Source organism: Ruegeria sp. MALMAid1280 (assembly GCF_049195285.1).
Lineage (GTDB): Bacteria > Pseudomonadota > Alphaproteobacteria > Rhodobacterales > Rhodobacteraceae > Ruegeria.
The window spans coordinates 105334-132119 of sequence record NZ_JBMIRT010000049.1 but is presented as its reverse complement, the minus strand read 5'-3'; the positions used below and the strand labels follow the sequence as shown (position 1 = coordinate 132119).

The window sequence follows — 26786 nt, the reverse complement described above, 5'->3', positions numbered from 1 at the left end:
TCTTGGACGGGTTTTTTTATCTGAATAAGGGTCAGTAAACCCCGACCTCACTGCCCGGCTGCGCCGCAACCTTCAGCAGTTTGAACGCGTAGTCTGCAGCTGATCGGAAACAGACCACGCGGAAGGTTTCGGCATCGTCCATCCAGAACGCACCCGCCACCTGCGCCAGACGTGAGCGGCGGATCTGGCCGGGCTGGAACGCCTCGGCCGACAGGTCAACCGGCGACACCTTGCCCATCACCTCACGCGCGCTTGCGCCTGAGATGCGGAACACGGCCCGCGCGTCCGAAACATTGACGACCAGCGCGTGTGTGCCGCTGAGCGCGTTGGTCATCGCGGCCAGCTTGGCCTCGACCTCGGCGTAAGGCACAAGCACCAGAAGCTCATCGGTGGACATCCAGCAGACGCCAGTATCACCGTTGACCAGAGCTTCGCGCTGACCGGGCACGTTCTGCCCGGTGGCGTCTTTGACGGCCTTGGCCAGCACTTTGTCGGACAGGTCGCCGCGCAGGGTGATCATACCCTGCAGGCCGCATTCCTCGACCTTGGCGATGCCGTCATAGCTGGCGTGGTTCAGTGCGCTGATGGGTTCAGACATTCTGCTTCTCCCCGTCTTTATCGAAGAAGATCGGGTCCACGATCTTGGCTTTGAAGATTTTACCGTCGGTGCCCGGGAACTCGACGATCTCGCCCATGCGGTCGGGACCGTGTTTGATCAGGCCCATTGCGATGCCTTTGCCCAGGTTGGCCGAATAGTAGGTTGAGGTCACCCGCCCGATCATGTTGCGCTGACCGTTGGCGTTGACGCCCTCGCCCACTGCGTAGGCGCCGTCGGGAATGACGGAACCATCCACAGTCTCGAGACCCACCAGTTTCCAACGTTCCGGATCGGCCATATGGGTGCGCGTGTGGGCGCGTTTGCCGAGGTAGTCCTCTTTCTTTTTCGAGAGCGCCCAGTGCAGCCCCAGATCCTGCGGGATCACGGTGCCGTCGGTCTCGTCCCCGATCATGATAAAGCCCTTCTCGGCCCGCAGGATGTGCAGACATTCGGTGCCGTATGGCATCACGCCGAACTCCTGCCCCGCCGCGATCAGCGCATCCCAGAAGGCCTGACCCTGAGATGCGGGAACCGCGATCTCATAGGACAACTCACCCGAGAACGAGATGCGGTAAGCCCGCGCATCGAACTCACCGATCTTGCCGTCGCGCCATTCCATGAAGGGCAGCGCCTCTTTCGACAGATCCATGCCGCCGCCAGCCTGCGCGTTCAGCTTCTCCAGCACCTTGCGAGCGTTGGGACCGACCACGGCGACCTGAGCGTATTGCTCGGTCACATTGGCGACATAGACTTTCCAGTCCCACCACTCGGTCTGCAGCCACTCTTCCATATGGGCGTGGATGCGTTCTGCTCCGCCGGTGGTTGTATGGCACAGCCAGGTGTCCTCGTCGATGCGGGCAACAACGCCGTCGTCGATCAGGAAGCCGTTTTCCGAACACATCAGGCCATAGCGGCATTTGCCGACCTTCAGCGTGGACATCATGTTGGTGTACAGCATGTCCAGGAACTTACCGGCATCCGGGCCTTTGACGATCAGCTTGCCCAGCGTCGAAGCGTCCAGCAGGCCGAGGTTTTCACGGGTGTTCTTCACCTCGCGGTTCACGGCGTCATGCACGGATTCACCGGGACGGACATAGGCATAGGTCCGGCGCCAGTGGCCGACCGGCTCCCAATCGGCGCCGTTCTTGTCGTGCCAATCGTGCATCGGCGTCTGGCGGATCGGCTGGAACACCTCACCACGCGCCTCACCACCGATCGACGCCAGGGAAATGGGTGTATAGGGCGGGCGGAACGTGGTGGTGCCGACCTTGGGAATTTCCGCGTCCAGCGCATCAGCAAGGATAGCCAAGCCGTTGATGTTGCTCAGTTTACCCTGATCAGTCGCCATCCCCAGCGTGGTATAACGCTTGGTGTGTTCGACGCTTTCATAGCCTTCGCGCGCAGCCAGTTGGACGTCGGAAACTTTGACGTCGTTCTGGAAGTCCAGCCAGGACTTCATACGCAGGCTGACCTCGGCATTGGACGGCATCAGCCAGACCGGCTCCATCGCCGCCTCGGTCGTGGTTTCGCCTTTCGGAGCCTCAGCCGTTTTGGGTTTGAAACCCGCGCCGTTGGCGGCAGCTTCACCCGCGGTCTGCGCGTCGGCCAGCACATCGCCCAGCGCCAGCGGACCGTTGGCTGAACCGGCGGCGACCACAAAGCCTTCGCCATTCGCGCCCAGCGGCGGACGTTCGGGGTCGGGACGGAAATGGGCGTTCGCCTCATCCCAGATCAGCTTGCCGCCGCAATGCGACCACATGTGCACGACCGGAGACCAGCCACCCGACATGGCAACCGCATCGCATTCAACTTCTTCGCGAGCGCCGCCAATGCCTTCCTGATTGCACAGCGCGACCTTCTTGACGCGCTTGCCACCCTTGACCTTGGCGATGGCTTTGCCCGGATCGACCTGGATGCCAAGCTGACGCGCCTCTTCGGCCAGAGGGCCAGCCGCGGCCCGTGCGTCAACGATACGCAGAACGTCTACACCGGCCTGTTTCAGGATGATCGCGGTGCGGTAGGCGTCGTCGTTGTTGGTGGCGACGATCACGCGCTCGCCCGGGGTCACGCCCCAGTTCACCACGTAATCACGCATGGCCGAGGCCAGCATCACGCCGGGCACATCGTTGCCTGCGAAGGACAGCGGACGTTCGATCGCACCTGTGGCGGTCACAACCTGTTTCGCGCGGATGCGCCACAGGCGGTGACGTGGTCCTTGCACGCCCGGAGTGTGGTCGGTCAGGCGCTCATACCCCAGCACATAGCCGTGATCATAGACGCCTGCACCCATGCAGCGGATGCGCAGGGTGACGTTGTCCATTGCTTCAAGCTCGGAAACCAATTGTTCCACGAACTTATCCACAGGCCCGCCATCAACGGTTCCGCCATCAACCGGCGCGCGGCCGCCCAAATGCGCGGTCTGCTCGATCAGCATGACCTTGGCACCGGATTGCGCGGCAACTTTCGCGGCCTGCAAGCCAGCGACACCGCCGCCGATCACCAGCACATCGGTGAAGGCATAGAAGTGTTCGTAGGTGTCCGCGTCACGGCTGTCCTTGTCGGGCGCTTTACCCAGACCGGCGGACTGACGGATGAACGGCTCGTAGACGTGTTTCCAGAACGGTTTCGGATGGATGAACGTCTTGTAGTAGAAACCGGCCGGCAGGAAGCGCGCAAACGCAGTGTTCACCGCGCCGATGTCGAATTCGAGGTTCGGCCAGTGGTTCTGCGAGATCGCGGTCAGGCCGTTGAACAGCTCGGTCGTGGTGGTGCGCTGGTTCGGCTCGAACCGGTTGCCCTGCCCCAGACCGACCAGAGCGTTCGGCTCTTCGGCGCCGCTGGCGACAACGCCGCGCGGACGGTGATATTTGAACGACCGGCCCACCATCATCTGATCGTTGGCCAGCAGGGCCGAGGCGAGCGTGTCGCCCTCGTACCCCTGCATCGAGGTGCCGTTGAAGGTAAAGGTGACCTGTTTCGACCGGTTAATCAGCCGGCCCTGTTTTGCGAGACGGGTGCTCATGTTGCGGACCTTTCGCAGGTGGAGACGTCGGAGCCTCCGGCGGGAGTATTTTTGAAAAGATGAAGCATCAGGAGAACTCTCTCCATGTCCATCCCGGACGTTTGGCGGTGATGGCGTCCTTGATCTCTTGTGGCGGCTCAGAGGTTTGGGCCGAATACGTGCCGAACACTTCCAGCGTGTTCGTGCAGCGGGCGGCGTGGAACCACTTGCCGCAGCCATTCACATGGCGCCAGCGTTCAAGGTGAACACCTTTGGGGTTTTCACGCATGAACAGATAGTCGTGGAAATCGTCATCCGACGAGCCCGGACCGAAACGCTTCAGATGCGCTTCGCCACCAGCGGCCAGTTCGGTTTCCTCGGCGTCGACGCCGCAATAGGGGCAATTCAGGATCAGCATATGGTCATCCTTTTTGGCGGTCGGTCGGCGCGGTGGCCGACCAGAATTCTGTTAGCGGGCGACTTCGGGCAGAGCCCTTAGTGCGCCACCCCGGCGGCAACGCTTTCGTCGATGAAGCGGCCCTCTTTGAACCGGTCCATCGTGAAGGCCTCGGTCAGCGGTGAATGGCCTGTGGCCATCAGCTGCGCCATGCCCCAGCCGGACCCCGGGATCGCCTTGAAGCCACCGGTGCCCCATCCGCAGTTGATGAAGCAGTTGCCCAGAGGCGTCGTCGACAGGATGGGCGAGCGGTCGCCGGTCATGTCCACGATACCGCCCCACTGGCGCAGCATCTTCAGGCGCGAGATCATCGGGAAGGTCTCGACCAGTGCACGCACCGTTTCCTCGATATGGTGGAACGAGCCGCGCTGGGTGAAGTTGTTGTAGGCGTCCGTACCGCCGCCGATCACCATCTCGCCCTTGTCGGACTGAGACATGTAACCGTGCACGGTGTTGGCCATGACGACCACGTCCATGCAGGGTTTGATCGGCTCGGAAACCAGCGCCTGCAGGGCCACGGCCTCAAGCGGCAGACGGAAGCCCGCCATCTCGGCAAGTTGACCGGAGTGGCCCGCGACGACGATGCCCAGCTTGTCACAGTCGATGGCACCTTTGGTGGTGTCTACACCGACAACGCGACCGTTTTCCGAGCGTACGCCGGTGACTTCGCACTGCTGGATGATATCCATACCCATGGCCGAACACGCGCGCGCATACCCCCAGGCCACGGCGTCGTGACGCGCAGTGCCACCACGTTCCTGCCAGAGACCGCCCAGAACCGGATAGCGCGGGCCATCCAGATTGATGATAGGCACCAGCTGTTTTACGCGCTCAGGGCCGATCCATTCGGTTTTCACGCCCTGCAAAGCGTTGGCATGCGCCGTGCGCTGATAGCCGCGGATTTCGTGCTGGGTCTGCGCCAGCATGATCACACCGCGCGGGCTGAACATGACGTTGTAGTTCAGGTCCTGGCTCAGATCTTCATAAAGGCCACGTGCCTTTTCATAGATCGCCGCCGACGGGTCCTGCAGGTAATTCGACCGGATGATGGTCGTGTTCCGACCGGTGTTACCACCACCCAGCCAGCCTTTTTCGATGACAGCGACGTTTTGGATGCCATAGTTCTTGCCAAGGTAATAGGCGGTCGCCAGACCATGTCCGCCAGCGCCGATGATGATGACGTCATAGCGTTTCTTGGGTTCGGGCGAGCGCCACGCGCGCTCCCACCCGGTGTGATAGCGCAGGGCCTCCCGCGCCACAGCAAAGGCTGAGTAGTGTTTCATGAGCGAATCCATCCGGTTCGGTGATTGGCGCAGGTATGCCGCGTGCAGACAGTTTAGCCCTGCCACGCAACGCCACAATATAGAACTATTGCGACATCCGCCCGATTATTGCGACAAGACGTCCTCGCGCGGCCATTTGCCCCTTTTTTCGCCCTGCCGAGAGGTCTAAGTCAGGGCAGCCATATCGGAGATACCATGTCGTTCCTGGTCGTCACTATCCTAACCGCGCTGCTGACGGCGCTGATCCTGGGCCTTTCGTTGTTGCGTGGTCGCAAAACGCGCGAGCCTGCCGCAGCCTATGATCTGCGCGTCTATCGCGAGCAGTTGGCCGGCGTCGACAAGGATCTGGCGCGCGGAGTGATCGGCGAGGCCGACGCTGAGCGGGTCCGCACAGAGATATCACGCCGCATTCTGGCCGCCGACGCGCAGATTCAGGCCGGGACCAAACAGGCCGGGGCGCCGATGTGGGCCACTATTGCCGCTTTTGTCGTAATCGCTGCGATCGTGGTTGGCGGCGGGGCTCAATTGTACCGTCAGATGGGGGCCGCCGGGCTTCCGGATCAACCCCTGTCGCTGCGCAAGGAGCAGGCCGAAGCCCTGCGTGCCGAGCGCCCCAGTCAGACCGAAGCCGAAGCCGCGGCGCAGCCCGCCGAGGCACCGCAATTGGATGAGAGTTACGCCAATCTTTTGGCGCAGTTGCGCGATACTGTTGCAGAACGTCCGGACGATCTGCAAGGCCACATCCTGCTGGCGCAGCACGAGGCAAACGCGGGCAATTTCAAGGCCGCCTACAAAGCGCAGCAGCGCGTCATAGAACTGTCAGGCGATGCGGCCCCTGCCGATGCCTATTCGCATCTGGCCGAGATGATGATCCTGTCCGCAGGTGGCTATGTCTCACCCGAGGCAGAAGAGGCCTTGAAGCAGGCGCTTCAGCACGACCCGCGCCATGGCCCGGCGCAGTATTACCTGGGGCAGATGATGGTTCAAATCGGACGCCCCGACGTTGGATACCGAATCTGGGTCGATGCCCTGCGCGACGCCCCGGCCGGTGCGCCGTGGGCGGGTGCCATCCGCGCGCAACTGGACGAGCTGGCATTCCGGGCGGGCGTTTTCAACGCGCCGGACATCCCCGCCCCCGCGGCCACCGGACCCAGTCAGGATGACGTCGATGCCGCCGCCGCGCTGACCCCCGAAGAGCGGCAAGAGATGATCAGGGGTATGGTCGACCAACTGTCTGAACGCCTTGCCAGCGAAGGTGGCTCGCCCGAGGAATGGGCCCGCCTGATCGCAGCCCTTGGCGTATTGGGCGAGGGTCAACGCGCCATCAATATCAAAAACGAGGCGATGGAAGTCTTTGCAGGTAACGCCGAGGCTATTGAACTGATCGACGCCGCCGCAATGCAGGCCGGGATCGCACAATGATCCACGACGCGTTCGAGGATTTCGCAACCGCGCTGCCACCGATGACCGCGCTGATGGGGCTGGATCTGGGGGAAAAAACCATTGGCGTGGCGGTCTCGGACCGAATGCGCGGCGTGGCCAGCCCTCTGGAAACCGTACGGCGCAAGAAATTCACGCTGGATTCCACCCGCCTGCTTGAAATCATCGCCAACCGCGAGATCGGCGGCGTCATCCTCGGCCTGCCGAAAAACATGGACGGAACCGAAGGCCCCCGCTGCCAATCGACCCGCGCCTTTGCCCGCAACCTGTCCCGCCTGACCGAGGTTTCCATCGGCTATTGGGATGAACGACTCAGCACCGTTGCCGCCGAAAAGGCGCTTTTAGAGGCGGATACGACACGAAAACGTCGCGGAGAGGTTATCGATCACGTCGCCGCAGGCTATATTCTACAAGGAGCGCTGGACAGGCTGCGGTTTCTGTAACGGACGGAGTGGGCCGATGACAAACGTGGTTTGGAAAAGGAACGAGGTCGAAAGCCCGTGCGTCCAGATCTGTGTCGTGCACCCGACCGAGCGTATCTGCACCGGTTGTTTTCGCACAATCGACGAGATTTCGCGCTGGTCCAAAATGGACAGCGCCGAACGTGCAGAAATCATGGACGAACTGCCCTCGCGCAAGCCCCGTCTGGCCAAGCGCCGCGGTGGTCGATCCGCGCGGATGAACAACACGTAACCCATTTCCCGAAAATCAGCCTGAACTGAACCTGCGCCGCTGCAGGCTGGTGTGAACTTCGAGGGGGCCAAGTTCGAACACGTGTGGTGAGTGAGTGGCAGTCCACAGCGGCGCGCTTCAGAAATTGCGTTCCTCCGAAGTGGTACGGCGGAAGAACGGGTCCTTCTTAACCCTTTCTTGAACGATCAATCAAGAATAACCCAACCTACCCTCACGTCAGCTTAAGCCGCCCACTAGAGCCCTACCCGGCGGCCAGCCAGGATTTGGCGTTATCGATCTCTTCCGAGGGAAAGAACTGAGTGCGGGTTCCCAGAATATGGCTGGCCGCTTTCTGCGCGATGTGCTGCCAGGTTTTGTCCCCAACGATGGCCGCACGGTTCAGCAGCCCGACATGTTTGCGCACCAGTTGGAAATGCGACGCCAGCGCCGTAAGCCCCTGCCAGCCATCAAATTCGCGCAGATCAACCAACAAACGAAATCCGCTTTTGCCCACCAGCAGGTTGTCCAGATCCAGTTCGGCCCGCGCATATTCTTCGGGGTCCAGCTTGCCCAACAGGCTGACCTGAACACAGGGACTGCCCAGATCGATCACGTGGATGGCGCCCAGAGATTCACGCATCCAGCGGCGCGCGGCCTCAAGTTCGGACAGTTCGAAAACCTGCACCGGGCATGGCAGGATCGGAGAGGCCAGGCGGATACCGGTCTGCACCCAGCCCTGATCCGCCGCCACGGCAATCCGGTCGAACCCGCGCCAATGGCTGAGGCCCAGCTTGGTATCCGCCCAGGCCGCGCCCAGATCATAGCCTTTGAACTCTGGCTGAACGACCGCAAGCAGGCGTACCGTTTCATGTTCAGCCAGCGCGGCCTCAATCGCTGGGACTAGGATGTCGCTGTAATCGCTGCTGGTCACCTCGCCGGACAGCTCAACTTCGAGCAGCGCGCCGTCGGAATTCCTGTGAACCATAATCATCGGGCAAAACCTCCAAACCTTAACAATGGCAGGACGTTAGGCGGTTTCGATCCATTCGGCTACTCCCCCGGCGCATTCGGGGCGGAAATAGGCGATCATCCGTCCATCCGGACCGGCCGAGGCCCCCTTACCCCATGGTGCAACCCCGTGCAGGCAATGACGGTGCAGCAGATAGGCCTCGCCCGGTTTGGCAGGCAGCTCGATGCGCGGACAGGTTTCAAACACCTCGCGGCGGGCGGCCTGATAGATATCGGTTACGTCTACCAGATGCAGGGCGTCGCGAGGATGACCGCCCAGCGCGCGCTCGAACGCGGCGCGCAGGATCTTGTGACTGCCTTCCCACAGCACCATCGGGGCGGCATCCGCGCTGGCTTCGGTCAGCGGAATACCCAGTATCCAGGCATGAGGTTCATCCACCCGCCGCCGACGGTCCGGCCCCATCGGCCGCAACCCGTCCACATGTGCGGCATCCCGTTTCAGTCGATACCGCGCAGCACTGTCGCCTTCGCCTTGCCGAGGCTTCGGATAGCCGGGATAGATGACCGAGACCTGCCCCTTGTGCAGTGGCAGTTCTCCGTACTGTTGGATGACGAAATCCATGGCCTCACCGGACAGCGCGCCTGACTGCCCGACCCGGCCTTGCGGGTCGTTGTCCAGGGCGTCCACACCGATGAACCACGTGCCTTCGCAATCCAACCATTCGGCATGGGCCGGGTCGGTGACCGACGCCCGTGCCGCGGGCAAGGCGTGCCTCACCCAATCCGCCAGCACCGGATCGTAGGGGAATCTGATCCAACCCTTATCGTCAAAGTCGCTCACAGTCCCAGCGCCTTTCGTAGCATGTTCAGGGCGACCAGTGTCAGGAACACCGCAAAAACGCGTTTGAGCGGTTTAGGGTCCATGGCATGGGCCAGCTTCACCCCCCAAGGCGCGGTGATCATCGTCATGGCGACGACGATCGCAAAGGCGACCAGATTGACCGCACCGATGGTTAGCGGTGGGCGGTGTTCGGGTGCGATATCCAGAAACAGAAAGCCCAGCACCGACGGGACCGCGATGATCACGCCGAACCCGGCTGCGGTGGCGACGGCCCGGTGAATGGGCGTGTTGAACAGGCTCATCAGCGGCACCCCGAAACTGCCGCCTCCGATCCCCATCAGCACCGACAGAAACCCCACCGAGGGCGACAGCACAGCGCGGCGCACACCCTTGGGCATGGCATCGCCCAGCCGCCATTCGGATTTGCCCAGCCCAAGATAGGCTCCGATGACCATTCCCAGCAGGCCGAACAGCGCCTGCAGCGCCTCGGTCCGCAGCGCCGAGGCGACCAGCACTCCGACAATTGCCCCCAACGCAATCCCCGGCCCCCAGCCGCGCAGGATATCCCAATCCACTGCGCCCCTCTTGTTATGCGCCAGCACGGATCTGATCGAGGTCACAATGATCGTCGCCAGAGAAGTCGCCAGACATAGCTGCATCAGCTGCGGGCCACCATAGCCAAGCGTCTGGAACGCATAGAAAAACGCGGGCACCAGCACGATACCACCGCCCACGCCCAGCAATCCGGCCAGCACCCCGGCCAGCGCCCCGATCACAAGCAAAAGGCCCAGCATCTGGGCCAGCAACATCGTCTCGGGCATCGTTCCCCCTTACCGATCTTCGTTCGTTCAGGCCTCGGCCAGAGGCGCCACGCGCTCCAGTGCCTGCAGCATCACCTCGGGGCCAGCGCCCTCATGCACCGCGCCTTCCGACAGGGCCCGCCGCCACGCCCGCGCACCTGGGCGCCCGGCAAACAGGCCCAGCATATGACGGGTGATCTGGTGCAAGCGTCCCCCATCGACAAGGTGACGTTCGACATAGGGCACCATTTTTTGAACAACTTCAATCGGGTCGGTCGCGTGCCCGGTTCCAAAAATCACCGGGTCAGCCGCGGCCAGAATATCGGTCGGTTGGTGATAGGCAGCTCGTCCGATCATGACGCCGTCCAGCCCCGCATCGAGATGCGTTCGCGCCTCATCCAGCGAGGCAATACCACCATTGATCGAGATGTGCATATCTGGAAATGCCGCCTTCATCCGGTGCACCAGATCATAGTCCAAGGGCGGAATATCGCGATTCTCTTTCGGGCTGAGCCCCTGCAGCCAGGCCTTGCGCGCGTGGATCGTCACCCGTTGGCACCCCGCGGCACGGATCTGTTCCAGAAACGCGGGCAGCACCTCTTTGGGATTTTGTTCATCCACGCCGATGCGGCATTTCACGGTGACCTCGACATCCACCGCCGCACGCATGGCAGCAACGCATTCGGCCACCCGGCCCGGATCTTTCATCAACACCGCCCCGAACGTGCCGGATTGCACCCGGTCCGACGGGCAGCCGCAGTTCAGGTTGATCTCATCATAGCCCGAATCCGCCCCGAACCGCGCCGCCTGCGCAAGCTCTTCCGGATCAGAGCCGCCAAGCTGCAGCGCAAGCGGGTGCTCTTGCGGGCTGTAATCGAGCAGATGCATCGCCCCACCGCGCACCAACGCCGGAGCCGTAACCATTTCGGTATAGAGCAACGCCTGCCCACTCAGCAGCCTGTGCACGTAGCGGCAGTGCCGATCGGTCCAGTCCATCATGGGTGCCACGCTTAAACGCGCCGCATATTGTGCGTTATTTTTCAAAGCGTTAACTCCATTCACATCTAAATGTCGTCTAGCACGATTTCATCCGATTTCGCGGTGTTTCCGAGGATTTCCGGGGGTTTTCGATTCGAGCGTGCTACGGTGTAGCACATCCGAAGAACACAAACAGCGGCCCGAATGCTGTTGGTTCCTGATCCGTCGCATTACCCCTCTGCCTGCCGCGTTCAAGACGAGTGTCATCACTGCCAAAGCAGGCTACTTGATCAAGGCTGGTATACGCCAACCAAGCGAAATCCTCCTACTTGCTTTTGCGCGAGATGCTGCGGCAGAAATGTCAGAGCGTATCGAAGCACGCAGCGGAGAGCCTGTGGAAACTCGCACGTTCCATGCATTGGCCTTTGACATAATCAGCCAAGTCGAAGGCGGAAAGCCCGCTCTCGCTGCTCACGCGACCGACAACACAGCGTTCCTCGATTTGATAAAACGCATCCTTATCGAGGTTGTTGGTCAAGCCTCATTGGTCTCAATGATAATTTTCCATTGGTTCATGTCTGCGCGTCTGGAAGGGAAGTCTGAATGGGACTTCAAACGTAGACACGACTTCTACAACAATCTTGAGAAAGAGGACTTACGCACGCTTCAACGACGGGTCATCATTGGCGATCGCAAGAGGCTTGAGCGTGCCAAAGGCGAACTCGGGATATTAGCAGAACATGAAAAATGGGGCTGGGAAATCAAGGAAAAAGAACATGAGCATTCGCTGCTCAGCACCGGGGTGGACGGGTAGATTTCATCAAATAGCCGCGGCAAGTTTACGTGCGCTCTGGCGTTGACTATTATCGGTTCGGCGACATGAAAGGTCTGGACCGACAACCCGGCACTTAATCTGAAACCTGTGCGCCGTAGCGGCTGAGGATCAGGTTGACGCTGCTTTCGATGGTGGTGGTCATGTCCTGCTTGCTCAGTATTCCACCCGAGAACATCATTGGCCAGAAAGCCTTGGCTTTGATCAGACCGATGAACTCCTGCCCGGCCCGTTCCGGATCGTCGATCTGCAATTGCCCGTCATCTGCGGCGTCTTTCAGCATGGAGACAAAGGCCGGTGTCTTGTCCAGCTTGCCCTGCGCTGCCGCCGCCATCTCGGGGTTGCGCAAAGTTTCGCTGATTACCATTCGCGCCATGGCAATGACCTCGGGCATCATCAGAACCCGCCCCTCGGCCCAGGCCAGTTCGGTCAGTTGTTCGCGGATATCACGGCCCGGTTGGTATCTGATATCGTGCACGGCGGCGAACCGGTTGGACAGCTTGATCACAATCGAGCGAAACAGGTTTTCCTTGCTTTCGAAATACTTATACAGCGTACGCTTGGAAACTTCGGCGCGGGCGGAAATGCGGTCCATGCTGGCGGCGGCGAATCCCTTTTCCTGGAATTCAGCTACGGCAGCTTCGATGATCTGGGCCTGTTTGGACGCCTTCGGCGCGCAGTAATCGCTCATGTTTCAAAGCTATAGACTCATTGACAGAGCAAGGTCAAACACTGGGTAAACCCACGGGTTTACACGGGCGAAAACGTCGCATACCGTAAACCCGCCAGTTTACCGACTCAGGTAACCAGCCCAACATGGAGAGTCCCCTCATGGCCTTGACCTTGAAACTGAACGGCGAGACCCACACGGTTGACGCCGAACCCGGCACCCCCCTGCTGTGGGTGATCCGGGATGAGCTTAAGCTGACCGGAACCAAATTCGGCTGCGGTGTTGCATCCTGCGGCGCCTGCACGGTGCATCTGAATGGTGAGCCCGTACGCTCGTGCCAGACCTTTATCGAAGACGTCGAAGATGCCGAGGTCACCACGATCGAAGCGGTCGGAGACGAAAAGATCGGCGCGGCCGTCCAACAGGCCTGGGTCGAGCTGGACGTGGTCCAGTGCGGCTACTGCCAGTCGGGTCAGGTGATGTCGGCCGTTGGCCTGCTGTCCGAAAACCCGAAGCCGAGCGTCGAGGAAATTGACAGCTATATGTCCGGCAACGCCTGCCGTTGCGCCACTTATCAACGCATTCGCGCCGGTATCCAGCGCGCGTCCGAGATTCTGGAGGCCTGATCCATGACCATCAACACCTCTCGCCGTGGGTTTCTGAAAGGTGCCACTGCTGCCGGTGCCGTTCTGCTGATTGGCGCACGCCCCGATGGCGTGCTGGCTGCCGGATCGACCGAGACCGCTCAGTTCAACCCGTTCGTAAAGATTGATGCTGATGGCACGGTCACCGCCATCGTCAAGCATTTCGAAAAGGGTCAGGGCCCTGCAACCGGTCTGCCGACACTGATCGCCGAGGAAATCGGCCTGACCATGGATCAGATCGACTACGAATTCGCGCCCTCTGATCCGAATGTCTATAACAACCTGCTGTTTGGTCCCTTCCAGGGCACCGGCGGGTCAACCGCGATGGCAAACTCGTGGCTGCAATACCGTCAGGCCGGGGCCGCTGCGCGCGAGATGCTGATCAACGCCGCCGCCCAAAGCTGGGGCGTGGATGCATCCGGCATCACCATCGAGGAAGGCATCGTCAAGGCGGGCAACCAGTCGGCCCCGATTGCCGACTTCGTGGCCGCTGCGTCTCAGATGCAAGCCCCGGCCGAGCCGCGCCTGAAGGACCCGTCCGAATTCCGCTTGATCGGCAATGAGGCCGTGCGCCGCAAGGACTCGGCGATCAAAGGCAACGGTCAGGCGATGTACGCTATGGACGTTCACCTGCCGAACCAGATGGTTGCCATGATCAAGCGCCCGGAATCGAAGGGTGGCATTGCGAAAGGCTTTGATGACAGCGCGTCAAAAGAGGTCAAAGGCTATATCAACGCCGCCGTTCTGCCCAATCAGGCGGGCGTGGCGGTCTATGCCGAAAACACCTGGGCCGCGATCCAGGCGCGCGACGCGCTTGAGGTTGAATGGGACATGTCCGGTTCTGAAACCCGCGATTCGGACCAGATCAAGGCCGAGATCATGGCCGCGCTGGACGCAGAACCCGCGTATAACGTGAACAAGGCGGATGTGGCGGCGGTGTCGGCGGCTATCGACGGGGCGGACAAGGTTGTTGAAAAGACCTTCTACTTCCCTCTGCTGGCCCACGCGCCGATGGAGCCGCTGAACTGCACCATCGAACAGACAGCCGAAGGTGATATCGTGTTGCATGATGGCGCGCAGATGCCGACCGGGCCGCATATGGCGTATCAGCAGATATTCCAGCTGCCGCCCGAGAAAATCCACATCAGGACCATGCTTGCCGGAGGCTCGTTCGGTCGCCGCGCAACCCCCGATGCGGATTATCAGGTCGAGGCCGCGCTGGCCTTTGTCGCCACTGATCGTTCGCGCCCGGTCAAGCTGGTCTGGACGCGCGAGGATGACATCCGCAGCGGATACTACCGACCAGCCTTCGGTCACAAAGTGCGTGTCGGTCTGGATGCGGATGGCAACATCGTTGGGTGGAACCATCAGATCGCCGGCCAACCGGTCACCAAGGGCACGGCGTTCGAGGCATTCACCGTGCATGACGGCGTCGACCATACCTCGGTCGAAGGTGTTGCAGACAGCCCCTATGCCATCCCCGGCATGGCGGTTGGTTTGACCGACACGCCCAAGGCAACCACCGTTCTGTGGTGGCGGTCGGTTGGGCATACCCACACGGCCTATGCGATGGAGACCATGATGGACTTGGTGGCCGAGGCCGCAAATCGCGATCCGGTAGAGTTCCGACTGGCGCATCTGGCCGACACCAGCGACGCGGATCAGCAACGCAAAGCAGGCGTGCTGAAACTGGCCGCTGAAAAAGCCGGCTGGGGCAGCGTACCTGAAGGTCGGGCGCAGGGTATCGCGGTGCACAAATCCTTTGGGTCATACGTCGCAGAGGTTGTCGAGGTTTCGGGTGATCCGGAAAACGGCATCAAGATCGAAAAGGTCACCTGCGCTGTGGATTGCGGCATTGCCGTGAACCCCGACGTGGTGCGGGCGCAGATGGAGGGCGGTATCGGCTATGGTATCGGCCACGTCATGCGCAATCAGATCACGCTGACCGGAGGGGCCGTGGACCAGTTCAACTTCCCGGATTACGAGCCCCTGCGCATCGGTGATATCGCAGAGATCGACGTCCATATCGCACCATCCGCCGAAGCGCCGACCGGGGTCGGCGAGCCCGGCACGCCGCCCTCGGCCCCGGCCCTTGCCAATGCGATCCGGGCGCTATCGGGCGTCAAGGTGACCGCGCTGCCGATGGCGGATAACGGCGTCAATTTCGCCTGACGCCCTCTCGCTCCGCGCCATCCCCCTCTGGCGCGGAGCCCTTCGCCTGCATTCTGCAGTCAATTAATTTGATCAAATTTCGTGACAAGACGCTCAGTCTCGATTACATCTCGGACATCCCGAGTGATGGAGACCCCGATGGACCTGAGCGCCCTGCACAGTTTTCGCGTCGCCGCCTGTGACCTGAACGGTCAGATGCGGGGCAAGCGTGTGCCGCCCTCTTATGCCGACAAGCTGAGCAAAGGGGCGGTGCGGATGCCGTTCTCTGCGCTGAACGTGGACCTGTGGGGCGCCGATATCGACGGCAGCCCTCTGGTTTTTGAATCCGGCGATGCGGATGGGATGTTGCTGCCGACGGATCGCGGACCTGTGCCGATGCCGTGGCTCGCTGCGGATACGGCGCTGGTTCCGATGTGCCTGTACGATGACGCGGGCGCGCCGTTTGCAGGCGACCCCCGGCACGCTCTGGCCGCAGTGTTGCAGCGCTACGCACAGCGCGGCTGGTCCGTCATTGCGGCGACCGAGCTGGAGTTCACCTTACTGGATGCGTCGGGCGCGCAACCGCAGCCTCCTATCAACCCGGTGACCGGGCGAAGGCTGGCGGATGAATCCGTTCTGTCCATGGCGGAAATGGACGCGTTCGATGCCTTCTTCACCGAGCTTTATGACGGTTGCGCCGCGATGGGCATCCCTGCGCAAACTGCGATCTCGGAAAGCGGCATCGGCCAGTTCGAGATCAACCTGAACCATCAGGATGCAATGCGCTGCGCCGATGATACGTGGCTTTTCAAGACCTTGACGCGCGGTCTTGCCCGCAAGCACGGGTTCACGGCCACCTTCATGTCAAAACCTTACCAGGATGATGCAGGCAACGGGATGCATGTGCATTTCTCGGTCGTGGACGATCAGGGCCGGAACGTGTTCGACAATGGCGGACCCGAGGGCACCGAACTGCTGCGCCACGCCGTCGCCGGATGTTTGGCGGCGATGCCGGGCTGCACGCTGATCTTTGCGCCACATGGCAACTCCTACACGCGGCTCGTCCCCGGCGCCCACGCCCCGACCGGTGCAAGCTGGGCCTATGAAAACCGCACCGCTGCCATACGCATTCCCGGCGGAGCGCCCGCAGCGCGCCGGATTGAGCATCGCGTGGCGGGTGGCGATATCAACCCCTACCTGATGCTAGCCGCCGTGCTGGGCGCTGCGATGAACGGGATCGAGGACGAGACCGAACCGCCCGCCCCGATCTCGGGCAACGCTTATGAAATCGACGGCCTGCCTCAACTGGCGAGTGACTGGGCCTCGGCGATCGCCGCCTTTGAAATCGACCCGCTGGTTGCACGCATCTTTCCTGCCGACCTGATCCGCTTTTTAGCCCTGACAAAGCGGCAGGAAATCCGGCGCTTTGGTGAACGTCCGCCGGACGAGCACTGGCTCAGCTACCTCGAAGCGGTTTGACCCCCCTTGCCCGACCGAATTCGGTGGGCTAGAATAAATTTGATCAAATTTGGTGACCTATGAAAATCGGCATCCTTGTGACCGGCCACCCGCCCGACGAATTGCACAACCAGTTCGGTGCCTATGACGCGATGTTTCGCACGCTTCTGGACGGCAACGGTTTTGAATTCGAAAGCTTTGCAGTTGTCGACAACCAGTTCCCCGACAGCGCCGATCAGGCTGATGGTTGGATCATCACCGGCTCGCGCCACGGGGCGTATGAGGACCACGCGTGGATTCCTCCGCTGGAGGACCTCATTCGCGAGATCGGGAAGAGCGGCCAGCCTCTGATCGGCGTCTGTTTCGGCCACCAGATCGTTGCGCAGGCACTTGGTGGCAAAGTCGAAAAGTTCTCGGGCGGCTGGGCCGTCGGGCGGACGGATTATGACTATGGCGGGCAGACGGTGACCCTGAATGCATGGCATCAGGATCAGGTTGTCGAATTGCCCGAAGGGGCGAAGGTGACCGGTTCGAACGCGTTCTGCCGCAACGCCATGGTGGCTTATGGCGACACGATCTGGACCGTTCAGGCGCACCCGGAATATGGTGACGGTTTTATCAAGGGCCTGATGGAAACCCGCGGTAAAGGCGTCGTGCCCGATGACCTGATGCAGGCCGCCGCCAACCGCCTGCCCACCAAAGATGACAATCCGAAGATCGCGCAGCACATGGCAAAATTTTTGAAGAAAGAGAGGACCTGATGGCCGACTGGAAAGATCAGCTGCCGCAGGCAGCCCGGACCTATATCGATGGCCAGCGACTGGACGAGGTCGAATGCATCATCTCGGACCTGCCCGGCATTGCGCGGGGCAAGGCGGTGCCTGCGTCGAAATTTGCCAAACAGTCCTATTTCCACCTGCCCGACAGCATCTTTTACCAGACCATCACCGGTGATTGGGGCGAGGCCGCGGGCGAGGACGGGTTCATCGAACGGGACATGATCCTCAAGCCCGATTTCACAACCGCTTCGGCTGCGCCGTGGACAGGTGACTGGACGCTGCAGGTGATCCACGACGCCTATGACCGGGACGACAAACCGATCCCATTCAGCCCGCGCAACGTGCTGAAGCGTGTGGTGCAGTTGTATCACGACAAGGGGTGGAAGCCTGTCGTCGCACCCGAGATGGAGTTCTTTCTGGTCGCCCCAAACGTCGACCCGGCGCAAGGGATCAAACCGATGATGGGCCGTTCGGGCCGTCCGGCAGCAGCGCGTCAGGCCTATTCGATGACCGCGGTGGACGAGTTCGGCCCGGTGATCGACGACATCTATGATTTCGCCGAGCATCAGGGGTTCGAGATCGACGGTATCACCCAGGAAGGCGGCGCCGGTCAGTTGGAGATCAACCTGCGCCACGGCAACCCGGTCAAACTGGCCGATGAGGTGTTCTACTTCAAACGCCTGATCCGCGAGGCCGCCCTGCGTCACAACTGTTTTGCCACCTTCATGGCGAAACCGATCGAGGATGAGCCGGGCTCGGCCATGCACATCCATCACTCGATCATCGATATCGAGACGGGGCAAAACATCTTCTCCGGCCCTCAAGGCGGTGAGACGGACGCGTTCTATCACTTCATCGCCGGGCTACAGAACCACCTGCCCGCCGGGCTGGCGGTGATGGCGCCCTACGTGAATTCATACCGGCGCTATGTGAAAGACCACGCCGCGCCGATCAATCTGGAATGGGCGCGGGACAACCGTACCACCGGCATCCGTGTGCCCCTGTCAGGCCCCGAGGCGCGCCGGGTCGAAAACCGCATCGCCGGGATGGACTGCAACCCCTATCTGGGCATCGCCTTGTCACTGGCCTGCGGATACCTCGGCCTGATCCAGCAGGAACGCCCGCGCCGCCAGTTCTATGGCGACGCCTATGAGGGCGACGGCGATATTCCGCAGGTCATGGGCAACGCGCTGGACCTGTTCGACGAGGCCACCGCCCTGCACGAAGTCCTCGGCCCCGAATTCGCCCGCGTCTACGGCATCGTCAAACGCGCCGAGTACGAGGAGTTTCTGCAGGTCATCTCTCCGTGGGAGCGTGAGCATCTGCTTATTAACGTCTGAGGCCTGCGATGAACCTGCTCTATGCCAATGATCGCAAGGCCCAGTATCCGGCCAGTTGGTACGCTGCGACGGCCAATTCTCTGGATCGGTTCCCCGCGCTGACAGGCGACGTGAAGGCAGACGTCTGCGTGGTGGGCGGCGGCTATACCGGCCTGTCCGCCGCGCTGCATCTGGCCGAGGCTGGGTTCGGCGTGGTTTTGCTTGAAGCGCACCGGGTCGGGTTCGGCGCATCGGGCCGCAATGGTGGCCAACTGGGCAGCGCGCAGCGGATGGATCAGGAAGACCTCGAGCGGCTGGTCGGGGATGACGACGCGGCAAAGCTTTGGGAATTGGCCGAGGATGCCAAGGATCTGGTCAAATCCCTGATCGCCAAACACCAGATCGATTGCGACCTGAAACCCGGCGTGGCGGTTCTGGGTCTGAGCAATGGCGAGCAACAAGAACTGCATGACCACGCGGCGCATCTGGCTGACCGTTACGGCTATGACCAGATGGAGCTGCTGGACGAAGGCGAAGGCCACGCTCTGTGCCCGTCGCCCGCCTATCGTGGTGGCTATCTGGACATGGGGGCCGCGCATCTGCACCCGCTGAATTTCGCGCTGGGGTTGGCACAAGCTGCGGTGAAAGCCGGTGTGCGCATCCATGAAATCACCGAGGTCACCGGAATTGAGGAAGGCACCCCTGCCACCGTGCATACCGCACAAGGACGGGTGACCGCCAGCCACGTCATTCTGGCCTGCAACGGGTATCTTGGTGATCTGAACGGCAAAGTCGCCTCACGGGTCATGCCCATCAACAACTTCATCGCAGCGACCGAGCCGCTGGAGGCAGATACCGCCCGTGTCCTGACCCGCGATGTTGCGGTCGCCGACACCAAGTTCGTGGTGAACTATTTCCGCCTCAGCTCTGACAACCGGCTGCTGTTCGGCGGCGGCGAAAGCTATGGCTATCGCTTTCCCACTGATATCGCCGCCAAGGTCCGCAAACCGATGACCGAAATTTTCCCGCATCTGCGGGACGTGAAGATCGACTATGCCTGGGGTGGTACGCTGGCCATCACCATGCGGCGGATGCCTTATCTGGCGCGGGTTGCGCCCAATATCCTGTCGGCCTCGGGCTATTCCGGCCACGGGGTCGGCACCGCGACCCATGCCGGGCAACTTATGGCACGGACCATTCAGGGGCAGGCCGAGGGGTTCGACACCATGGCCCGCGTTCCCGCCCTGCCCTTTCCCGGCGGACCGGCCCTGCGCAGCCCGCTGCTGGTGCTGGCAATGACATGGTTTGCCCTGCGGGATCGCCTCGGGGTCTGACCTTAAGGAATCGCATCAGATTGGTGAATTTTCGCCCACAAGGCGATTGGGGGGTTTAATTGCCCAATAATTAGCTTTATCTTTCCCAAAGATAGAATTTGGGAAAATCAAATATGACGCTTCCTCCAAACGTTCATGACGCCGAACCCATCCCCGCAGCCGCCCGCGAAGCCATCGACACCCTAATGCAATCAGGCGACCTGTTCCGCTATACCGCGCCGCAGGATGCTCCGGTGGCGCTGCTTGAAAGCGAATTCGCCGCATTGCTGGGCTCGAAATACGCGCTGGCGGTTTCGTCCTGTTCGGCCGCTTTGTTCCTGTCGCTCAAGGCGTTGGGCCTGCCGCGGGACGCACGGGTGCTGATCCCCGGCTTTACCTTCGCCGCCGTGCCGTCGTCGGTCTTGCACGCAGATTGCATTCCGGTGCTGTGCGAAGTGGCTGAGAACTATCGCATCAACATGGACGACTTCGCCGCCAAGCTGGACGACGTGCAGGCAGTGATCATCAGCCACATGCGCGGGCATACGTCCGACATGGACGCGATCATGGCCCTGTGCAACGCGCGTGACATCCCGGTAATCGAGGACGCGGCGCACTCGCTGGGCACCACCTGGCACGGTCAGAACATCGGCACCATCGGCAAGGTCGGCTGCTTTTCGTTCCAGTCCTACAAGATGATCAACGCCGGTGAAGGTGGCATCCTGATCACTGACGATGCCGATCTGGTGGCCCGCGCCGTGATTATGTCGGGCGCCTATGAGCACAACTGGAAAAAACACAAAGGCCCGCACGGCGACAACTCGCCCGAGCTGGAACAGGCCTTTGCCCGATGGCAGAACCAGTTGCCTCTTTATAACCTGCGGATGAGCAACCTGAGCGCCGCTGTGATCCGCCCTCAGATCCCGGAGCTGGCACGCCGCGTGCGTGACGGGCTGGCGAACCACGATTATGTGGCGGAACGTCTGAACACCTCGGATTACATCGACGTCCCTGCGCCTTTGACACCGGAACGTCGCGCGCCGGATTCGATCCAGTTCAATCTGGTCGGAATGGATGAGGCCGAAATCCGCGCCTTTGCCGCCGCCTCTGAAGCGCGCGGTGTGAAGGTTCAGGTCTTTGGCCAGAGCGAAGATAACGCCCGCGCCTTCTGGAACTGGCAGTTTCTGCCCGAGAAGTTCGAGCTGCCGCAGACGCGCGACATGCTGATGAAGGCCTGTGACGTCCGCCTGCCCGTTCGCCTGACACGCGAAGAACTGGATATCATCGCCGACATCCTGCTGGCCTCGGTCGGCGAAGTGACCGGCCCGGTCCCGGTCTACGGCACCTGACCGCTATTGCGGAAGGTCGAACAGCTCGGTCGATAGAAACAGCGCCGTGACCCCTTCGGGGGTTGCGGCCACTTTGGACAGGATTGCAGCCACCTGCGGACCGGTTGGCGTATCCACCAATAGCGGCGCACCGGAATCCCCCATCATCACAGGGCAAACCGCCAACAGAATCCCGCCCTGATACCGGCGCGGCGGACAGGCCCCGGTTCGGCTGAGCACATGAGGTCGCACCCCGGGATACCCCGCGACAAAGGCCGACGGATCATCAGCGCTTGCAAGCGGCAGATACCCGACATCCTGACCAATCGGCTCGCTCAGTTCCAGAACCGCCCAATCCAGATCAGCACGATCATCAAACGCCCCTTCGACGTCTTGTTCAGGATGCACCCGATACCCTGCTACGTCCGACACTGCGGCGGCTGATCCACGCTGATACCCGGCGGCAAACCGGATGCTGGAGGGCGGGATCCACCGTTGCCGAGGCGCGTTATAGAGGCAATGCGCAGCGGTTAGCACCAACCTTTCCGCCACCAAAACGCCAGTGCAATGGGACCTCTGATCGCGGCTGGCAAAGTTGATCCGACCAACGGCACGCCACGGGGGCTGGCCCGCATCCAAAATCTCGCGGCTGCGGATAGCGTCACACCCGGCCCCGGACTGGGTCCCCAGCCTGCAGACCAGAGACCAGTTTTCCGAATAAACGCCCTGCGACAGCGCGGGCTGCATCCAAAGCAATGCCATACTCAGAACCAGCCAGCGCATCCTAGACGCGGTCAGTTCAGTTTGGAGAGTTTCTTCTGCAGCTCGGCAAGCTGCTTCTTGATGTCGTCCAGGTCTTCTTTGGAGTCCGGCTTGCCTTCGCCATCCTTGTCCGGCCCGGACCAGTTGCCCGACAGACCACCCGTCATCGCCTTCAGAAACGCCTGTTGCTGCGCCTGCATCGCCTCGAACCCAGGCATCTGCGACATCGGGTTCATGGCGTTCATGTTTTCCATCATCTTGCTTTGGCTTTCGCGCAGCATCTCGAACGAGCTTTGCAGGAATTGCGGCATCATCCCACCACCCGGGATCATGTAGCTGCGAACCAGATCGTTAAGCACATTTACCGGCAGCACGTTTTCGCCCCGGCTTTCGTGTTCGGCAATGATCTGCAGCAGGTATTGCCGGGTCAGATCGTCCCCGGTTTTCAGATCGATGATCTGCACCTCACGCCCGTCGCGGATGAAGGCCGCGATATCCTCCAGCGTGACATAGTCGCTGGTCTCGGTGTTATACAGCCGGCGGCTTGCATAGCGTTTGATCAACAGCGGTTTTTCTTGTTCCGACACCGTTTGCCCTCCCCAAGGATGATGCGTTGCAGCAGAGATTATGCGACCGCAGCACAAAAAGAAAGGGCAGGTCAAAAGACCTGCCCGACGCGATTGCACCAGATGGGAGGAACGGGTGCGCCTCGCGGCCTTACTTATTTTGCAGTTGCGGCTTTCTTGGCAGCAGCTGTCACGTCGTTGGTTGCTTTCTGGACGGCAGCAGTTGCGTCTTCAGCAGCTTCTTTGCCTGCAGCCATCAGCAGCTCGACGGTTTCGGTCTGCAGTTTTTTCGCGATTTCAGCGAAAGCAGCCATGTTTTCAGCAGCAACTTCGGCCGAAGCGCTTGCGAAATCGGTTGCCGCTTTTGCGTAGTCAGCCGGCTCGGCCTTTGCTTTCGACATCTCGGTCAGCTTGGACAGGGTGTCCTTGGTCCATTTGTTCGAGATTTCAGCCGACTTTTCGGCAGCTTCCAGAGCAACGCCCGAAAGCTTTTCGTTCAGCGAAGCGGTCGATTTGAAGGCACCTTCCAGAGCGGTGGTGTCAACGGGGAACGCGCCCATCATTTCTTTCATGGTCGCGGTAAAGTCTTGGGTCTTTGCCATTGTCTCAATCCTTTTTGCCGAACCGGGCCCACCCCGGTTTTCCTCAGCTTGAGGACAATATGAATGCTGCGTCGCAGCATTTCAAGTTTTTTCTTGCTGCGCCGCAGAATTTTTTAGTTTCAAAATGAAATCAGCCGTTTGGGTTGGCCACGACATATGTGCCAGGTGCCGGGGTCAAACGAGGATGATCCGAATCACCGGTATCGCGGGCGGGCACCTGCTTGCCTGAACGTTTCTTCAGCCATGCCTCCCACAGGGGCCACCACGAGCCTTCGTGGAATTCAGCCTCTTTCAACCAGGTGTCGGCATCCGCCTTCATATCCGGGTTGGTGTAGTGACCGTATTTCTTCTTGCTGGGCGGATTGATGATGCCCGCGATATGGCCGGACTCGGAGACCACGAAAGTCTTGTTCCGCGACCCCATCTTCTGAACGCCGCGATAGCAGTCTTTCCAAGCCGCAATATGATCCGTCTCGCAGGTGATTGCCATCAGCGGCACGTCCACGTCGCTGAGTTTCAGCTTGTGACCCAACAGCTCAAACCCGTCAGCGGCGAATTCGTTGCGCTGGCACAGGCCACGCAGATATTCGACCGTCATCTTGGCCGGCAGGTTAGCCCCGTCACCATTCCAGTACAGCAGATCAAAGGCGGGTGGCACTTCACCCAGCATATAGCTGCGGATCGCCGGGCCATAAACCAGATCGCGTGAACGCAGGAAGGACATGGTGCGCGCCATGATCCATGACCGCAGCACGCCCTCTTTGTTCACCTCTTCCTCGATCCCGTCGATGAAGTCGTTCTGCAGGAAAGGTGTGAACTCGCCCTGTTCAGAGAAATCCGTCAGTGCAGTGAACAGTGTTGCCGACTTGACCGATTTGTCGCCACGTTGCTTCAGCAGCGCCAGCGTCAGGCTCAATGTGGTGCCCGCAATGCAATAGCCGATCGCGTTCACCTGCTTGACCTCGCAGATCTTCTTGACCTCTTCGATCGCGGTCAGGAACCCGTCCTGAATATAGTCCTCCATCCCGGTGTCCGCGTAACTTTCATCGGGGTTGACCCAGCTGACGACGAACAGGGTATAGCCCCGCTCGGTCACCCATTTGATCAGGCTGTTCTGCGCCTTCAGGTCGAGAATGTAAAATTTGTTGATCCAGGGCGGGAACAGGACAATCGGTGTTTCATGGACCGTTTCGGTCGCCGGCTTGTACTGGATCAGTTCCATCATGCGGTTGCGAAAAACCACGTCACCGGGCGTCGTCGCCAGGTTGCCACCGACTTCGAATGCATTCTCGTCGGCCAGTTTCACCACCAACTCGCCATCATTGGCCTCAAGGTCCGAAACGAGGTTCTCAAGCCCCTTGATCAGCGACTGGCCTTCGGTTTCGACAGCCTTTTGCAGCGCGTCCGGGTTGGTCGCCAGAAAATTCGTGGGGGCCATCATGTCGATGATCTGCTGCGAGAAGTAGCCAAGACGCTGTCTGTCCTTGGCATCCAGATCTTCGACCGAGGCGACGGCCTGGGCGATGGCTTCGGAATTGGTCTGGTATTGCTGGCGGATCAGGCGGAAATAGGGGTTGGTTTCCCAAAGTGGGTTGGAAAATCGTTTGTCGCCGGGTTTCGCTTCCTCGTCATCGACCTCGCCCTTGGTCAGCGCCTGCTGCGCTTCGGCAAAGTTCAGAACCGATTTTCCCCAGAATTCTATCTGCCGCTCCAGCAACTTTGCGGGATTTTGCCATGCGTCGGCCCAATATGCCGTTGCTGCCTTTGCAAAAAGCTCCTGATTCGGGCCGTCCAATGCGGCGGTATGCGGCTTTTTCACAGCCATCACTTCGATCAAGCGCTTCGACAATTGCTCGACCTTTTCCATATTTTCCTTAAGGCGTTCAATGTTTTCTTCGGTCACTTCAGGCATCTGGCCGTCACTTGTTGTCATTTTAACAATTCCCGCTTAATCTCGCTGCTATGCAGAATAACGTCGTAAGTCTCAGGGGGCAAAGCGGCGAATGGTCCGAACACCCAGGCTGACACGCAGGAGGCCCCTTTTTCATGCGCTACATGATGACTTACGACTTGATGGAAACGATGCGCAACACCAACCAGTGGATGGGCGCAACTGCCAGCGCCGTTGCATCTTACCCCGTCTTCTCGATGGTTCCCAACCCCGCTTTCAGCATGATGGCAGCTTGGGGTGAAGTGACCGAACGGACATTCCAGCGAATGATCGTCAAACCTGATTGGGGTATCCGCACCTTTACCTGCGAGGACGGCAAGGACCATCTGGTCGATGTGACCACCGTTGTCGAACGCCCCTTTGGCGATCTGGTCCATTTCCGGGTGAACGGCCGCGAGGAACAGCCCCGCAAGGTTCTGCTGGTTGCGCCGATGTCGGGGCACTATGCGACGCTGCTGCGGTCGACTGTGAAAAGCCTGCTGGTCAATTGCGAGGTTTACATCACCGACTGGCATAACGCGCGCGACATCCCCGTGTCCGAAGGCAAGTTCGATGTTGAGGACTACACCCTCTACCTTGTCGATTTTATGAAAGAGCTTGGCCCGGACACTCATGTTGTGGCCGTCTGCCAACCGGTTCCGCTGACGCTGGCCGCGACCGCCTATCTGGCCGAGGTCGAGCCCAAGGCGCAGCCCAGCACCCTGACCCTGATTGGTGGCCCGGTCGATCCCGATGCCACCCCGACCGACGTGACCGATTTTGGCCGCCGTGTCACCATGGGCCAGCTGGAAGAAACCATGATCCAGCGCGTCGGCTTCAAGTACAAGGGCGTAGGCCGCATGGTCTATCCCGGCCTGCTTCAGCTGGCATCGTTCATGTCGATGAATGCGAATCGCCACTCAAAGGCGTTCTCGGACCAGATCCAGCGCGTGATGCGCGATGAAGCGTCGGACCATGATGCCCATAATCGGTTCTACGACGAATATCTGGCCGTCATGGACATGACCGCCGAGTTCTATCTGTCCACGGTCGAACGTATCTTTAAAAACCGTGAAATAGCGAAGAATGAATTCGTGGTCGCCGGCCACAAGGTCGATATCGGCAAGATTACCGATGTGGCGGTCAAGACAGTCGAAGGCGCTAATGATGACATCTCGGCCCCGGGCCAGTGCATCGCGGCACTGAACCTGTGCACCGGCCTGCCGGACGCAAAAAAGGCCAGCCATGTTGAGCCCGGTGCCGGTCACTATGGCATCTTTGCCGGGCGCAGCTGGCGCGACAATATCCGGCCGCTGGTGATCGACTTCATGAACGCCAATTCGCGCAAATCCTCGCGCCGCGCCGCCAACAGCAACAAGGTGGCCTGACCATC

At 60.6% G+C, this 26786-nt stretch carries 25 protein-coding genes; 12 read left to right on the top strand and 13 right to left on the bottom strand.

Annotation, left to right across the window (positions count from 1 at the left end; genetic code table 11):
* Window positions 1–31 precede the first annotated feature (31 nt).
* The 4 genes from ACOQFT_RS12435 to ACOQFT_RS12420 form a co-directional block, all read right to left on the bottom strand.
* Window positions 32–598: a sarcosine oxidase subunit gamma gene (locus ACOQFT_RS12435; protein ID WP_421598230.1), complete on the bottom strand. Its 567-nt coding sequence runs from the start codon at window positions 596–598 to the stop codon at window positions 32–34.
* Window positions 591–3620, bottom strand: coding sequence for a sarcosine oxidase subunit alpha family protein (locus ACOQFT_RS12430; RefSeq protein ID WP_421598229.1), 3030 nt, complete (start codon window positions 3618–3620; stop codon window positions 591–593). The genes ACOQFT_RS12435 and ACOQFT_RS12430 overlap by 8 nt, the downstream gene beginning before the upstream one ends.
* Window positions 3621–3687: 67 nt before the next feature.
* A complete protein-coding gene (locus ACOQFT_RS12425) occupies window positions 3688–4017 on the bottom strand; it encodes a sarcosine oxidase subunit delta (RefSeq protein WP_421598228.1) in 330 nt (109 codons plus the stop codon).
* 77 nt (window positions 4018–4094) lie between these two features.
* Window positions 4095–5339 (bottom strand): sarcosine oxidase subunit beta family protein, encoded by a 1245-nt coding sequence (locus ACOQFT_RS12420; RefSeq protein ID WP_421598227.1) that lies wholly within the window; start codon window positions 5337–5339, stop codon window positions 4095–4097.
* Window positions 5340–5534: 195 nt separating this feature from the next.
* Between ACOQFT_RS12420 and ccmI the strand changes: the two genes are divergently transcribed.
* From ccmI to ACOQFT_RS12405, 3 genes are read left to right on the top strand one after another with little or no spacing between them, the layout of a single operon-like run.
* On the top strand, window positions 5535–6761 hold the full coding sequence (gene ccmI, locus ACOQFT_RS12415; protein ID WP_421598226.1) for a c-type cytochrome biogenesis protein CcmI: 1227 nt from the start codon (window positions 5535–5537) through the stop codon (window positions 6759–6761).
* On the top strand, window positions 6758–7222 hold the full coding sequence (gene ruvX, locus ACOQFT_RS12410; protein ID WP_421598225.1) for a Holliday junction resolvase RuvX: 465 nt from the start codon (window positions 6758–6760) through the stop codon (window positions 7220–7222). The genes ccmI and ruvX overlap by 4 nt, the downstream gene beginning before the upstream one ends.
* A 16-nt stretch (window positions 7223–7238) precedes the next feature.
* Entirely contained in the window at window positions 7239–7472 is a 234-nt protein-coding gene (locus ACOQFT_RS12405; protein WP_421598224.1) for a DUF1289 domain-containing protein, read from the top strand.
* 241 nt (window positions 7473–7713) lie between these two features.
* Here the strand turns inward: ACOQFT_RS12405 and ACOQFT_RS12400 are convergent, their stop codons facing one another.
* Genes ACOQFT_RS12400 through dusA form a run of 4 tightly spaced genes read right to left on the bottom strand, consistent with a single transcriptional unit; the run spans window position 7714 to window position 11105 of the window.
* Entirely contained in the window at window positions 7714–8442 is a 729-nt protein-coding gene (locus ACOQFT_RS12400) for an STAS/SEC14 domain-containing protein (RefSeq protein ID WP_421598223.1), read from the bottom strand.
* A 36-nt stretch (window positions 8443–8478) separates the two neighbouring features.
* On the bottom strand, window positions 8479–9261 hold the full coding sequence (locus tag ACOQFT_RS12395; RefSeq protein WP_421598222.1) for a hypothetical protein: 783 nt from the start codon (window positions 9259–9261) through the stop codon (window positions 8479–8481).
* Entirely contained in the window at window positions 9258–10082 is an 825-nt protein-coding gene (locus tag ACOQFT_RS12390) for a sulfite exporter TauE/SafE family protein (protein ID WP_421598221.1), read from the bottom strand. Before ACOQFT_RS12390 ends, ACOQFT_RS12395 begins: the two co-directional genes overlap by 4 nt.
* 27 nt (window positions 10083–10109) lie before the next feature.
* Window positions 10110–11105: a tRNA dihydrouridine(20/20a) synthase DusA gene (dusA, locus tag ACOQFT_RS12385; protein WP_421598220.1), complete on the bottom strand. Its 996-nt coding sequence runs from the start codon at window positions 11103–11105 to the stop codon at window positions 10110–10112.
* On the opposite strand from dusA, the gene ACOQFT_RS12380 reads away from it, so the two are divergent.
* Window positions 11059–11853 carry a UvrD-helicase domain-containing protein gene (locus ACOQFT_RS12380; RefSeq protein WP_421598219.1) on the top strand — a complete coding sequence of 265 codons (795 nt, stop codon included), beginning with the start codon at window positions 11059–11061 and terminating at the stop codon, window positions 11851–11853. The two genes, dusA and ACOQFT_RS12380, sit on opposite strands and share 47 nt — an antisense overlap.
* Before the next feature lie 94 nt (window positions 11854–11947).
* Here ACOQFT_RS12380 and ACOQFT_RS12375 read toward each other — a convergent pair whose 3' ends face one another.
* Entirely contained in the window at window positions 11948–12562 is a 615-nt protein-coding gene (locus ACOQFT_RS12375; protein ID WP_421598218.1) for a TetR/AcrR family transcriptional regulator, read from the bottom strand.
* Window positions 12563–12702: 140 nt separating this feature from the next.
* On the opposite strand from ACOQFT_RS12375, the gene ACOQFT_RS12370 reads away from it, so the two are divergent.
* The 7 genes from ACOQFT_RS12370 (at window position 12703) to ACOQFT_RS12340 (ending at window position 21554) form a co-directional block, all read left to right on the top strand.
* Window positions 12703–13167, top strand: a complete 465-nt coding sequence (locus tag ACOQFT_RS12370; RefSeq protein ID WP_421598217.1) for a (2Fe-2S)-binding protein — start codon at window positions 12703–12705, stop codon at window positions 13165–13167.
* A 3-nt stretch (window positions 13168–13170) separates the two neighbouring features.
* A complete protein-coding gene (locus tag ACOQFT_RS12365; protein ID WP_421598216.1) occupies window positions 13171–15357 on the top strand; it encodes a molybdopterin cofactor-binding domain-containing protein in 2187 nt (728 codons plus the stop codon).
* Window positions 15358–15495: 138 nt separating this feature from the next.
* A complete protein-coding gene (locus tag ACOQFT_RS12360; RefSeq protein ID WP_421598536.1) occupies window positions 15496–16815 on the top strand; it encodes a glutamine synthetase family protein in 1320 nt (439 codons plus the stop codon).
* A 59-nt stretch (window positions 16816–16874) separates the two neighbouring features.
* The gene (locus ACOQFT_RS12355; RefSeq protein ID WP_421598215.1) at window positions 16875–17555 is read left to right on the top strand and encodes a type 1 glutamine amidotransferase; all 681 of its coding nucleotides are present in this window, start codon (window positions 16875–16877) and stop codon (window positions 17553–17555) included.
* Complete coding sequence (locus ACOQFT_RS12350; RefSeq protein ID WP_421598214.1) at window positions 17555–18913, top strand: glutamine synthetase family protein; 1359 nt, start codon at window positions 17555–17557, stop codon at window positions 18911–18913. Before ACOQFT_RS12355 ends, ACOQFT_RS12350 begins: the two co-directional genes overlap by 1 nt.
* A gap of 8 nt (window positions 18914–18921) precedes the next feature.
* Window positions 18922–20226: an NAD(P)/FAD-dependent oxidoreductase gene (locus ACOQFT_RS12345; RefSeq protein ID WP_421598213.1), complete on the top strand. Its 1305-nt coding sequence runs from the start codon at window positions 18922–18924 to the stop codon at window positions 20224–20226.
* A gap of 113 nt (window positions 20227–20339) precedes the next feature.
* Complete coding sequence (locus ACOQFT_RS12340; protein WP_421598212.1) at window positions 20340–21554, top strand: DegT/DnrJ/EryC1/StrS family aminotransferase; 1215 nt, start codon at window positions 20340–20342, stop codon at window positions 21552–21554.
* A 3-nt stretch (window positions 21555–21557) separates the two neighbouring features.
* On the opposite strand, the gene ACOQFT_RS12335 is transcribed toward ACOQFT_RS12340, so the two are convergent.
* The 4 genes from ACOQFT_RS12335 to ACOQFT_RS12320 form a co-directional block, all read right to left on the bottom strand.
* On the bottom strand, window positions 21558–22295 hold the full coding sequence (locus ACOQFT_RS12335; protein WP_421598211.1) for a trypsin-like serine peptidase: 738 nt from the start codon (window positions 22293–22295) through the stop codon (window positions 21558–21560).
* A gap of 32 nt (window positions 22296–22327) precedes the next feature.
* Window positions 22328–22882 carry a polyhydroxyalkanoate synthesis repressor PhaR gene (phaR, locus tag ACOQFT_RS12330; RefSeq protein WP_421598210.1) on the bottom strand — a complete coding sequence of 185 codons (555 nt, stop codon included), beginning with the start codon at window positions 22880–22882 and terminating at the stop codon, window positions 22328–22330.
* Window positions 22883–23016: 134 nt separating this feature from the next.
* Window positions 23017–23463 (bottom strand): phasin family protein, encoded by a 447-nt coding sequence (locus ACOQFT_RS12325; protein WP_421598209.1) that lies wholly within the window; start codon window positions 23461–23463, stop codon window positions 23017–23019.
* A gap of 130 nt (window positions 23464–23593) precedes the next feature.
* Window positions 23594–25396, bottom strand: coding sequence for a PHA/PHB synthase family protein (locus ACOQFT_RS12320; protein ID WP_421598208.1), 1803 nt, complete (start codon window positions 25394–25396; stop codon window positions 23594–23596).
* A 113-nt stretch (window positions 25397–25509) separates the two neighbouring features.
* On the opposite strand from ACOQFT_RS12320, the gene phaZ reads away from it, so the two are divergent.
* Window positions 25510–26781: a polyhydroxyalkanoate depolymerase gene (phaZ, locus tag ACOQFT_RS12315; protein WP_421598207.1), complete on the top strand. Its 1272-nt coding sequence runs from the start codon at window positions 25510–25512 to the stop codon at window positions 26779–26781.
* Window positions 26782–26786 lie beyond the last annotated feature (5 nt).

Bases quoted from the DNA above. Each gene is read 5' to 3' on its own strand.
- ruvX (WP_421598225.1), top strand. From the start codon at position 6,758: ATGATCCACGACGCGTTCGAGGATTTCGCAACCGCGCTGCCACCGATG.
- ACOQFT_RS12400 (WP_421598223.1), bottom strand. From the start codon at position 8,442: ATGATTATGGTTCACAGGAATTCCGACGGCGCGCTGCTCGAAGTTGAG.
- ACOQFT_RS12435 (WP_421598230.1), bottom strand. From the start codon at position 598: ATGTCTGAACCCATCAGCGCACTGAACCACGCCAGCTATGACGGCATC.
- ACOQFT_RS12375 (WP_421598218.1), bottom strand. From the start codon at position 12,562: ATGAGCGATTACTGCGCGCCGAAGGCGTCCAAACAGGCCCAGATCATC.
- phaZ (WP_421598207.1), top strand. From the start codon at position 25,510: ATGCGCTACATGATGACTTACGACTTGATGGAAACGATGCGCAACACC.
- ACOQFT_RS12370 (WP_421598217.1), top strand. From the start codon at position 12,703: ATGGCCTTGACCTTGAAACTGAACGGCGAGACCCACACGGTTGACGCC.
- ACOQFT_RS12350 (WP_421598214.1), top strand. From the start codon at position 17,555: ATGGCCGACTGGAAAGATCAGCTGCCGCAGGCAGCCCGGACCTATATC.
- ACOQFT_RS12325 (WP_421598209.1), bottom strand. From the start codon at position 23,463: ATGGCAAAGACCCAAGACTTTACCGCGACCATGAAAGAAATGATGGGC.
- ACOQFT_RS12360 (WP_421598536.1), top strand. From the start codon at position 15,496: ATGGACCTGAGCGCCCTGCACAGTTTTCGCGTCGCCGCCTGTGACCTG.
- ACOQFT_RS12355 (WP_421598215.1), top strand. From the start codon at position 16,875: ATGAAAATCGGCATCCTTGTGACCGGCCACCCGCCCGACGAATTGCAC.
- ACOQFT_RS12380 (WP_421598219.1), top strand. From the start codon at position 11,059: ATGGGTGCCACGCTTAAACGCGCCGCATATTGTGCGTTATTTTTCAAA.
- ACOQFT_RS12340 (WP_421598212.1), top strand. From the start codon at position 20,340: ATGACGCTTCCTCCAAACGTTCATGACGCCGAACCCATCCCCGCAGCC.
- ACOQFT_RS12390 (WP_421598221.1), bottom strand. From the start codon at position 10,082: ATGCCCGAGACGATGTTGCTGGCCCAGATGCTGGGCCTTTTGCTTGTG.
- ACOQFT_RS12320 (WP_421598208.1), bottom strand. From the start codon at position 25,396: ATGACAACAAGTGACGGCCAGATGCCTGAAGTGACCGAAGAAAACATT.
- ACOQFT_RS12335 (WP_421598211.1), bottom strand. From the start codon at position 22,295: ATGGCATTGCTTTGGATGCAGCCCGCGCTGTCGCAGGGCGTTTATTCG.
- ACOQFT_RS12365 (WP_421598216.1), top strand. From the start codon at position 13,171: ATGACCATCAACACCTCTCGCCGTGGGTTTCTGAAAGGTGCCACTGCT.
- ACOQFT_RS12405 (WP_421598224.1), top strand. From the start codon at position 7,239: ATGACAAACGTGGTTTGGAAAAGGAACGAGGTCGAAAGCCCGTGCGTC.
- ACOQFT_RS12420 (WP_421598227.1), bottom strand. From the start codon at position 5,339: ATGAAACACTACTCAGCCTTTGCTGTGGCGCGGGAGGCCCTGCGCTAT.
- ACOQFT_RS12345 (WP_421598213.1), top strand. From the start codon at position 18,922: ATGAACCTGCTCTATGCCAATGATCGCAAGGCCCAGTATCCGGCCAGT.
- ccmI (WP_421598226.1), top strand. From the start codon at position 5,535: ATGTCGTTCCTGGTCGTCACTATCCTAACCGCGCTGCTGACGGCGCTG.
- ACOQFT_RS12430 (WP_421598229.1), bottom strand. From the start codon at position 3,620: ATGAGCACCCGTCTCGCAAAACAGGGCCGGCTGATTAACCGGTCGAAA.
- ACOQFT_RS12425 (WP_421598228.1), bottom strand. From the start codon at position 4,017: ATGCTGATCCTGAATTGCCCCTATTGCGGCGTCGACGCCGAGGAAACC.